Genomic DNA, 10,146 nt, shown 5'->3' on the forward strand with positions numbered 1-10,146 from the left:
CCTCCCGCCGCTCGCGCGGTTCCTCACAGCGCCTCGCGCTCGTCGGACAGCCTCGGGCCGGCGGCGGCGGGCACCAGGTGTCGGACCTCCGGCTCGCCGTCGGTCAGGTCCCGGGCCCGTTGCTCGGCGGCGCGGTCCTCACCGGTCAACCGGCCGCCGTGCTGGCGCAGGTGCTCATCCCAGGACGGCACCAGATACACCTCGACGAACCGGTCCACCGTCTCGGCCGGGCGGAACAGCCCCCAGCGCATCGCGCCGGTCCGCTGCCGCGCCCCCCGCACCAGGTCCATCGCCTCCAGGAACCGTTGGATTCGCTCCGGCCGGACGGTGTACTCGACCGTCACCAGCACCGGCCCCACCCCCGGGTCCGGTTCGTGCGCCAGGTGCAGTTGCGGCCAGTAGGCCGCCGGTTCCCGGTCCACCGACCGCAGGTCCGGCAACGGCCAGATCCGGCTCGTCACGGTGCCGACAAGCATCAGCGCCGCCGCCGCCAGGTACGCGAGGACCAGCCCGGCCGTGTCGGCCACCAACCCCCAGACGAGCGCGCCGACCGCCTGCCCACCGGCGAAGCACACCTGGTAGACGGCCAGGCCCCGGGCCCGTACCCAGCTGGGCAGGAAGAGTTGCATCTCGGCGTTGACGTTGGCCAGCACCGTCACCCAGGCCATCCCGGCGGGCAGCAGGGCGAGGAGCACCAGCGGCACCACCCGCACGGTGCCGACCACGGTCAGCGCCACGGTGAACAGCGCCCCGGCGATCAGCAGGAGCTGGTTGGCCGACAGCCGGGTGCGGATCACGGCCAGCAGCACACCACCGGCGATGGCGCCCACGCCGAGGGCGGCCAGCAGCATTCCGTACCCGCCGGAGCCCAGCCCGAGCCGCCGACTCGCGACCAACGGCAGCAACGCCCACAGCGCGCTGGCCGGGACCACGAAGACCAGCGCACGGCGCAACAAGCGGCGTACGGTCGGCGAGTGGCGTGCGTAGCGGCTGCCGGCGCGCAACGCGGCGGTGAACCGCTCGGGCACCTCCACCGCGCGGGCGTTGCCGGGCCGCCAGCGCCACAGCGCGTACGCGAAGATCGCGAAGGCGACGGCGTTGATGCCGAAGACCGGTGCGACGCCGGTACGGGCGATCAGCACGCCGGCCACCGCGGGCCCGACCGCCCTCGCCACGTTCACGCTTATCGAACCGAGCGCGGACGCCGACCGCAGCTGGTCCTGCGGCACCAGCTCCGGGATCACCGCCGCCCAGGCCGGCAGGGTGAGCGCCTGTCCGACCCCGAACGCGAAGGTGAGCGTGAGCAGCAGCGCCGGTGGCATCCGGTTGGTCAGCGTGAGCAGGGTCAACGCCACCGCCACCGCCACCAGGAACAGCTGCACGGCGATCAGCAAATGCCGGCGGTCGAAGCTGTCGGCCAGCACGCCGGCGGGCAACGCCAGCAGTAGCACCGGCAGCAGACTGGCGGTCTGCACCAACGCGACAAGGGTGGAGGCGTTGGAGTGGTGGATCAGCAGCCACTGCGCGCCGACGGTCTGCATCCAGGTGCCGATGTTGGCCGCGAGCAGGGCCAGCCACAGGTTGCGGTAGACCCCCGTCCGCAGCGGAGCCCAGGCCGAGGCCGGACGCTCGGGGGGCCCGGCTGCGGCCGTCACCACCGCCCGTCCGCGCGCAGCACGCGCTCACCGGAGACGTAAAGTTCGTCGGGTTCGAGCAGCAGCAGCCGGACGACCTCGGTGGCGACCTGTTCGGGCATGGCGTACACCTGGTCCAGGAACTCGGCGCCAACCCGTTCCTGTAGCCGCGTCGACATCGGCCCGGGATGCAGTTGCATCACCTTGACCCGGTTGCTGTGCTGCACCTCGGCCAGCGAATCGACAAGGCTGTTGCCGTAGCTCTTGGTGGCCCGGTAGACGGGGATCCCGGGCCGGGGGGCCGCCAGCGCCAGCGCGCCGATGTACACGACGTTGCCGTGGCCCTGCCGGTGCAGGTGCTGCACCGCCTCCCGCAGCAGGTAGGTGAGGCCCAGAACGTTGATCTCCACGGCCCGGCGGATGTGCTCCACCGACAGCTCCGTCAGGTCGCCGCCCGCCCACATTGAGGCGCAGGCCGCCACCCCGTCGATCGTGCCGTACCGCTCGACCACCCCGGCGAACCCGTCGCGGACCTGTTCGTAGGAGGAGATGTCGCAGACCGCCCCGTCGCAACCCAGCTCCTCGGTCACGGCGGCGACCTCGGCCGGCACGTTGCCGAACACCACGACGTGATGCTCGTCGACCAGCAGTCGGGCCACCGCGAGGCCGAGACCGCTGGTCCCGCCGACCACCACGAAGGTTCTGGCACCCATGTCTCTCCAGCCGCCGTCAGCACAGGCCACGCGGGTCGCGTGACGGCACGTCCTTCCCGTTTCCGGACCCCGCACACCCGTTCGGCCGGTAGTGCTGGGCATACCCGAAGAGTGGATTTGGACGGCTGGGGCGTCCGGTCGCCCCCGATTAGCGTCTGCTGCATGACTCCGGAACACCCTTCGCACCTGGCCGAGGCGCTGCGCCACCGCCGCTGGCTGCTCTCCGCCTGGCCCTGGCGCGCGCTGGCCTACCTGGTGACCACCGTGCCGATCGCCGGCGTGCTCGGCGTCGGCCTGCTCGTCATCGGCGGACCCATGCTGCCTGCCGTCAACGCGCTCCGGCGGCAGGACCGACCGCCGAGCATCGCGCTGATGCTGTTCCTGATTACCGGCAGCGTCATCCTGGTGGCGTTGGCCCCGATCCTGAGCTTCGCGGTCGCCGCCGTCGAGCGGTGGCGGGTCGGGCTCGTCGACAACCGTCCGCTGCCCTCGTCGCCGTGGCCGGGCCTGGCCGCCCGCTACCGCAGCCCCGGGACCTGGCGGGAGGTGGCATATCTGTTCTGGCTTGGCGGGTTCGTGCCGGTCGCGTACTGGGTGTTCCTGGTGCTGGTGCTGCTCGACCTCGGGATGATCACCAGCCCCTGGTTGGCCGGCGACGCCAACGAGCCGGTGGTGATCTGGCAGCCGATCGACAGCACCGGCGAGGCCGTCCCGTACGCGATCGTGGGGGTGCTGCTGATCCCGGTGCTCTGCTACGCCGTCGGTCTGCTCGCCGCCGTTCAGGCGGCGGTGGCCCGCTGGCTGCTGGCCCACCCGGTGGACGCGGCGGCGCTGCGCGAGGTCACCCGCTCCCGCACCCGGCTGGTCGGCGCGTACGAGGCCGAACGCCGACGGATCGAACGCGACCTGCACGACGGCGCGCAGCCCCGGCTGACCAGCCTCAGCCTCCAGCTGGGGCTGGCCCGGCTGGACGTACCCGAGGACTCCCCCGCCTCCCGCCCCCTCGCCGTGGCGCACGACCAGGCCCGAGGTCTGATGGTGATGCTGCGGCAGTTGGTGCACGGCATCCGCCCGCAGAGCCTCACCGACCTCGGCCTGGCCGGCGCGGTACGCGAGCTGGCCGACGCCGCCACCATCCCGGTCACCGTGCACGCCGACCTGCCCGGTGAGCTGCCGGAGATCGTGGAGACCACCGCCTACTTCGTGGTCTCCGAGGCGCTGGGCAACGTGGCCCGGCACGCCCGCGCGACCCGCGCCGACGTACGCCTCACCCGGGCCGGCGCGGACCTCGTCGTCGAGGTGACCGACGACGGCCACGGCGGCGCCGACCCGACCCGGGGCACCGGCCTGACCGGGCTCGCCGACCGGGTGGCCGCGGTGGGCGGCCGGCTGCTGCTGTCCAGCCCGTCCGGCGGCCCTACAGTGGTCCGGGTGGAGCTGCCATGTCGTCGGTGACCCGGGTGGTGCTCGCCGAGGACGAGGTGCTGCTGCGCGAGGGCCTGGTCGCGCTGCTGACCCGCTTCGACTTCGCGGTCTGCGCGGCTGTCGGCTCCGCGCCCGAGTTGCTGACGGCGGTCCGTGAACACCAACCGGACCTGGTGTTGACCGACATCCGGATGCCGCCGGGCCGCCGCGACGACGGGCTGCGCGCGGCCGTCGCGCTGCGCGGCGAGCGACCCCACCTCCCGGTCGTGGTGCTCAGCCAGTACGTGCAGACCGGGTACGCGGCGGCGCTGCTGGACAGCGGCGACGGCCAACGGGTGGGCTACCTGCTCAAGGACCGGGTCGCCGAGGTCACCGAGTTCGTCGACACGCTGCGCCGGGTCGCCGGCGGCGGCACCGCCATCGACCCGGACGTGGTCCGGCAGCTTCTGCACCGCCCCCGCGACCCGCTCGCCGCGCTGTCCGCCCGGGAACGGGAGGTGTTGGCGCTGCTCGCCGAGGGGCGCTCCAACGCCTCGATCGCCGGCCGGCTGCACGTCAGCGAGGCGGCGGTCGGCAAGCACGTCGGCAACATCCTGCTGAAGCTCGACCTGCCGCCCAGCGACGACACCAACCGCCGGGTGCTCGCGGTCCTCACCTACCTGCGCGCCGACCCGGTGAGCTGACGGGCCGAGATCGGGCCCGTCAGCGCCGGGCGTAGATTCACCTCAGCGGTACCGCGCCAGGTCAGGGCGCGGACCAGGGAGACGGGGGCACGGCATGGCGGAGGCGCTGCGGGTTGGTCTGCTGGGGTACGGGCTGGCGGGCCGGGTGTTTCACGCGCCGCTGATCGCCGCGACCCCCGGGCTGCGGCTCGACGCCATCGTGACCCGCGATCCGCAGCGGCGCGAGCAGGCGCGACAGCACTTCCCGGACGCCCGCCTGGTCGACGACGCCGACGAGCTGTGGCGTACCCCGGACGCCCTGGACCTGGTCGTGGTGGCGACGCCGAACCGGCACCACGTGCCGATGGCGCGCGCGGCGCTCGCCGCCGGCCTGCCGGTCGTCGTCGACAAGCCCCTCGCCCCGACGGCCGCGGAAGGCCGCACGCTCGTCGACGAGGCGACCGAGCGTGGGGTGCCGCTGACGGTCTTCCAGAACCGGCGCTGGGACGGCGACTTCCTGACCGTCCGCCGCCTGGTGGAGCAGGGCGAGTTGGGGCGGGTGCTGCGCTTCGAGTCCCGGTTCGAGCGGTTCCGTCCCACGATCAAGCCGGGCTGGCGGGAGCTCGCCGGTCCGGAGGAGGCCGGCGGTGCCCTCTTCGACCTCGGCGCCCACCTCGTCGACCAGGCGGTGCAGCTGTTCGGCCGGGTCGACCGGGTCTACGGGGAGGTGGACCGTCGCCGCGCGGGCGCGGCCGTCGACGACGACGCCTTCGTGGCGTTGAGCCACGCCAACGGGGTGCGCTCGCACCTGTGGATGGGTGCGGTGACCGCTCAACTCGGGCCGCGCCTGCGGGTGCTGGGCGACCGGGCCGGCTACACCAGCTACGGGCTGGACGTGCAGGAGGCGGCGCTGCACGACGGCGGCCGACCGGACCAGCCGGGCTGGGGTGAGGTTCCGCCGGACCGCTACGGCCTGCTCGGCGTCGACGGTGACCTGCGGCCGGTGCCGACCGAGCCCGGCTCGTATCAGAGCTTCTACGCCCAGGTGGCGGCGGCGCTGCGCGACGGCGCTCCGATGCCGGTGGACCCACGGGACTCGGTCCACACCGTCGAGTTGATCGAGCTGGCGCACCGGTCGGCGGCCGAGGGCGTGGTACTGCCGGTCCCGACCGCCTGACCGGGCCCCGACGACTTCACCTTCACGCTCAAACGCTGAACCATCCTGGGGGCCTGTCCGGCATGACGCCGGGCGGGCCCCTAGTCGGCGTCCTCCTCGGAGGGGGCGTCGTCCGGAACCCGGGCGTCGTCGTCGGTCAGCGCATCGTCCGACGAGTTGATGAGGTTGGCGAGCCGCCGCTCGGCCTCCCGGATCTCCTCGTCGAGCCTGGGGTTGTCCTCGTCGGGACCCTGCGACATGGGCGACCTCCATCGGGCACGACCGGCGGACCTGCGTGTACGTGTACCCGAACTGACGGCGGGGACACGAAGGTCCGCCGCCTTCCCTTGATCAAGGGATGAAAAGTAGCTAGATAAGCCCCTCGGGAGCTGTTTCTCATCACCTGATCACAGAGATCCCAGGTCGGGTATTGAATACACACTGGACTCGGGCGCACGACAGACCATGGCGGGCGACTGCCTTGAGTGCCGAGGTCGCGACAACTGCCCGCGACTGGATAGGGCGTTGACGCTTCTGGCCGACGTCGCTTCGGTCATACTGCGGAAGCGGTGACCGGTGAGGTGTAGTGGCCTGCAAGCGCTTTCGGTGGACCGATGTACCGAGCGCCGGGCCGGTCGGCGGGCCCGCCGGGCGAAAGCCCGGGGAGCGTTGCCGACCCGGCCCGGTGCCGGATCAGCGCTGCTTCAGCTCGCGCCAGGATGGGTGGGTGCCGCGCCAGGCATCGGCGAGGATGGCCGCCGAGGCCCGGCTGGGGCACTGCTGCACCCGCTCACGACCCGACGCCCCACCGATCTGGGCGCGGACCTCCCAACCCTGCCCGTCAGTACGGATGTACACGTCCCGGCGCCCGCGCGGGGTCGTGTCTCCGTTCCACCAGTGCTCCTCCACCTTCATTCGCCGACCGTATAGCAATTCCCGCGCCGAGGGTACGGCGCAGGTGTGCCCGGACCGGGTCAAGGACGACAATCCGGGCGCATTTCGGCCCAACCGTTGGCGGTTCGAAACCATAACGGGCGGTTCTTCCGCTCCTGACTTGCGAATCAGGCCCCCCACCCCCACCCCACCCCTGGCCCCCTCCCACCCCCCGACCCCCGTTGGTGATCAAGAGGTTTGCGTCACGAATCGCGCTCCCGATGACGCAAACCTCTTGATCAACACGAGAAGGGCGGGCGGGGTCAGGTTTGGATGGTCAGGAGGTAGTCGTCGGCTTCGGGGCTCCAGCGCAGGTCCACGACGCCGGCGGTGGCGGCGGCCTTGCAGAACTGCAGGAAGCTGCGGTAGCCGAGCTTCTTCTCGCTGAAGTCCGGGCGGGCCCGGCGTACCTGGTTCTTCAGCCCGGACAGCGCTACCGGGTTGCCGCCGCTGCCCAGGTCCGCCACGACGCCCCGGAGCAGACCGAACGCCACCTCCCGGTCGCCGTGCTCGGGCAGCGAGACCTCGGGGTCGCCCTTCGCCGGGCCCTCGGCCAGCTCGATCACATTGCGCTCGGCGAGGTGGCGGAGCAGTTCGCCGAAGGTGCGGAAGCCGTAGTCGGACTCGCTGAAGGTCGGGTCCTTGCGCAGCAGGGTGCGCTTGAGTCGGGAGGCGGTGACCTCACCGTTGGCGCTGCCCTGCAGGCCGGCGACCGTCTGGGCGACCTGCACGGCGAGCGTGTCCACGTCCCGGTCGGGCTCCGCATCCTGCGGGCGGTGCTCCGCTTCGGGCTCCGGCTCCGTTGGGCGCTGCTCGGCGCCGGCCTGCCGGGTGGTGGGGCGAGCGCGACCGCGGCGGGTCGGCGGGATGTCCACGCCCTCCAGCCGGTCGTAGTAGAGGAACTCGTCGCACGCCGGGGGAAGCAGCCCCGAGGTCGACCCCTCGACCCCGACGCCGATGACCCGCTTGTTCAGCTCACGCAGCTTGTGCACCAGCGGGGTGAAGTCGCTGTCACCACTGCAGATCACGAAGGTGGAGATGTAGTCGCGTTCGAACGCCAACTCGATCGCGTCGACGGCCATCTTGATGTCCGCGGCGTTCTTGCGGGACGCGCCCATCCGCTGCGGGATCTCGATCAGCTCGACGTGGGACCGGGTGAGCATCCGACGGTCCTCGTCGAAGTAGGACCAGTCGGCGTACGCCCGGCGGACCACCACCCGACCTCGCTCGGCCAGCGCGTCGGCGATGGGCCGGAAGTCGAAGGCCGCGCCGCCGCGGTGGTCGCGCGCGCCCAGCGCGAGGTTCTCGTAGTCGAGGAACAGGGCGATCCGGTCTTCTTGATCCACGCGGATCAGCCTACGCCGGGCGTGAGCTGGTCGGGGTGGGCGACGCGCGACAGCTCACCTCGACGACCGTCCACTTCTTGCGGCCTGATAGTCGTTTATTTTCGTTGTTCGATAGGTGTCTTGCAGTGCGATGTCTGGTGCTGCATCATGACGATCAATGTCGGGCGTCGGGGGAGCGCCGGGCGGACCTCCACCACCACCCACCCAGGAGGGTCACCGATGTTTCGCAGCCTCACGCCGGCGCGGGGACGCCCCGGCCGGCCCAGCGGCACCGCCGTCGCACTCGCGGCTGGCCTCGCCGTGCTGGTCGCCGGGCCCACCTCGGCCGCCGCCAGTCCACCCGCGTCCGCTGGCGCGCAGCCGGTGGTCACCCGGGCCGCCCTCGATCCGGCGCTGGTCGCCGGACGGGGCGCGGACGTCGACTTTCTCGAGCAGGAGGCGGAGAACGCCCGCACCAACGGCGAGATCATCGGGCCGGACCGGTCCGCCTACACGCTGCCCGCGGAGGCTTCCGGCCGCCGGGCGGTCCGGCTCACCCCCGGCGAGTACGTGGAGTTCGTCCTGCCCAGCGCGGCGAACGGAATCACCGTGCGGTACAGCATCCCGGACGCGCCGCAGGGTGGTGGGATCACCGCGCCGCTGAAGGTCGCGGTCAACGGCAAGCACCTGCGCACCATGACGCTCACCTCGCAGTACTCGTGGCTCTACAACCAGTACCCGTTCACCAACGACCCGCAGGCCGGTCTGCTGCACCCGGACTGGTGGATCACCGAGTGCCAGTGCGTGCCGTCGGCCACCACGCCGTACCCGAGCATCAGCACGCCGTTCCGGCCCACCCACTTCTACGACGAACAGCGGCTGCTGCTCGGGCGTACCTACCGGGCCGGCGACAAGGTTCGGCTCACCGCGCCGCCCGGTAGCGCCGCCGCCTGGACCGTCATCGACCTGCTCGACTCCGAACTGGTCGCGCCGCCGCGCGTCCGGCTGCTCGCGGCGAACGTGCTCGCCTTCGGCGCCGACCCGACCGGCCGGCGGGACTCCGCCGACGCGCTGGACCGGGCCATCGCCTTCGCTCGGCGCGCCCACCTCACGGTGTCCGTCCCGCCGGGCACCTACCAGGTCAACCGGCACATCATCGTCGACGACGTGACCATCGAGGGCGCCGGCAACTGGTACACCGTCATCAAAGGCCGCGAGGTCGCCCTGCCGACCCCCGCGCCGGACGGCTCGGTGCACACCGGAGTCGGGTTCTACGGTCGGGACGCCGCCGACGGCGGCAGCCGGAACGTGCACCTCTCCGGCTTCGCCATCGAGGGCGACGTGCGGGAGCGCATCGACACCGACCAGGTCAACGCGATCGGCGGGGCGATGAGCGACTCCACCATCGACGGGCTCCACCTGCGCCACACCAAGGCGGGCCTGTGGTTCGACGGCCCGATGCGCAACGTCCGGGTCACCAACACCATCATCGTCGACCAGATCGCCGACGCGCTCAACTTCCACACCGGCGTCACCGACTCCCTGGTGGCGCACAACTTCGTCCGCAACACCGGCGACGACGGCCTGGCGATGTGGTCGGAGAAGACGGCCAACGCGCGGAACACGTTCGACCACAACACCGTGCAGTCACCGACCCTGGCCAACGGCATCGCCATCTACGGCGGCACCGACACCACCGTCTCGCACAACCTGGTCGCCGACCCGGTACGCGAGGGCAGCGGTCTGCACGCCGGTTCCCGCTTCGGGGCGGAGCCGTTCACCGGGCACCTGCGGTTCACCAACAACACCACCGCCCGCGCCGGCACGTACGAGCTGAACTGGAACATCGGCCTGGGCGCGATCTGGATCTTCGCCCTGGATCGCAGCATCGAGGCGCGCATCGAGGTGACCGGTGACGCGTACCTGGACAACACCTACAACGCGATCATGCTGGTCAGCGACTGGCCGGTGAAGGATCTTTACTCGATCTCCGACGTGCGGTTCCGGGACGTCCGGGTCGACGGCACCGGCACCTCGGTGGTCAGCGCCCGCACGGCCGGGTCCGCCTCGTTCGCCAACGTGGACGCCCGCAACGTGGGCGCGGTCGGCGTCAACAACTGCGGATCGTTCCACTTCACCCCGGCCGGGTCGGAGTTCACACTGACTGACAGCGGCGGTAACGACGGCGGCTGGCTCGCGCCGTGGCTGCTGCCCAACACCATCACCTGCGACGACCGGCCGCCGGTGTCGCCGCCTCCGCCTCCGGCGCGGTGGTGAAGAGCGGTGGGCGGCCCGGGG

9 protein-coding genes are annotated in these 10,146 nt (G+C 71.8%); 4 read left to right on the forward strand and 5 right to left on the reverse strand.

The window, feature by feature from the left end:
* Nucleotides 1-23: 23 nt before the first annotated feature.
* Nucleotides 24-1,658: an MFS transporter gene (locus ABZU52_RS09925; RefSeq protein ID WP_354970673.1), complete on the reverse strand. Its 1,635-nt coding sequence runs from the start codon at nucleotides 1,656-1,658 to the stop codon at nucleotides 24-26.
* A complete protein-coding gene (locus tag ABZU52_RS09930; RefSeq protein ID WP_354970674.1) occupies nucleotides 1,652-2,347 on the reverse strand; it encodes an SDR family oxidoreductase in 696 nt (231 codons plus the stop codon). Before ABZU52_RS09930 ends, ABZU52_RS09925 begins: the two co-directional genes overlap by 7 nt.
* Before the next feature lie 162 nt (nucleotides 2,348-2,509).
* Between ABZU52_RS09930 and ABZU52_RS09935 the strand changes: the two genes are divergently transcribed.
* From ABZU52_RS09935 to ABZU52_RS09945, 3 genes are all read left to right on the forward strand, one after another.
* A complete protein-coding gene (locus ABZU52_RS09935; RefSeq protein WP_354970675.1) occupies nucleotides 2,510-3,802 on the forward strand; it encodes a sensor domain-containing protein in 1,293 nt (430 codons plus the stop codon).
* Nucleotides 3,790-4,455: a response regulator transcription factor gene (locus ABZU52_RS09940; protein ID WP_354970676.1), complete on the forward strand. Its 666-nt coding sequence runs from the start codon at nucleotides 3,790-3,792 to the stop codon at nucleotides 4,453-4,455. Before ABZU52_RS09935 ends, ABZU52_RS09940 begins: the two co-directional genes overlap by 13 nt.
* A gap of 94 nt (nucleotides 4,456-4,549) precedes the next feature.
* Entirely contained in the window at nucleotides 4,550-5,611 is a 1,062-nt protein-coding gene (locus ABZU52_RS09945) for a Gfo/Idh/MocA family oxidoreductase (protein WP_354970677.1), read from the forward strand.
* An 80-nt stretch (nucleotides 5,612-5,691) separates the two neighbouring features.
* Here the strand turns inward: ABZU52_RS09945 and ABZU52_RS09950 are convergent, their stop codons facing one another.
* The 3 genes from ABZU52_RS09950 to ABZU52_RS09960 all read right to left on the reverse strand — a co-directional run bounded on the left by ABZU52_RS09950 (nucleotide 5,692) and on the right by ABZU52_RS09960 (nucleotide 7,869).
* A complete protein-coding gene (locus tag ABZU52_RS09950; protein WP_354970678.1) occupies nucleotides 5,692-5,850 on the reverse strand; it encodes a hypothetical protein in 159 nt (52 codons plus the stop codon).
* Between the two features lie 433 nt (nucleotides 5,851-6,283).
* Nucleotides 6,284-6,505, reverse strand: coding sequence for a hypothetical protein (locus ABZU52_RS09955; RefSeq protein WP_030335934.1), 222 nt, complete (start codon nucleotides 6,503-6,505; stop codon nucleotides 6,284-6,286).
* Nucleotides 6,506-6,786: 281 nt separating this feature from the next.
* Complete coding sequence (locus ABZU52_RS09960; RefSeq protein WP_354970679.1) at nucleotides 6,787-7,869, reverse strand: PIN domain-containing protein; 1,083 nt, start codon at nucleotides 7,867-7,869, stop codon at nucleotides 6,787-6,789.
* Nucleotides 7,870-8,088: 219 nt separating this feature from the next.
* Between ABZU52_RS09960 and ABZU52_RS09965 the strand changes: the two genes are divergently transcribed.
* On the forward strand, nucleotides 8,089-10,125 hold the full coding sequence (locus ABZU52_RS09965) for a glycosyl hydrolase family 28-related protein (protein ID WP_354970680.1): 2,037 nt from the start codon (nucleotides 8,089-8,091) through the stop codon (nucleotides 10,123-10,125).
* Nucleotides 10,126-10,146 lie beyond the last annotated feature (21 nt).

Origin of the sequence: Micromonospora sp. NPDC005220 (assembly GCF_040607895.1) — a bacterium.
GTDB lineage: Bacteria > Actinomycetota > Actinomycetes > Mycobacteriales > Micromonosporaceae > Micromonospora.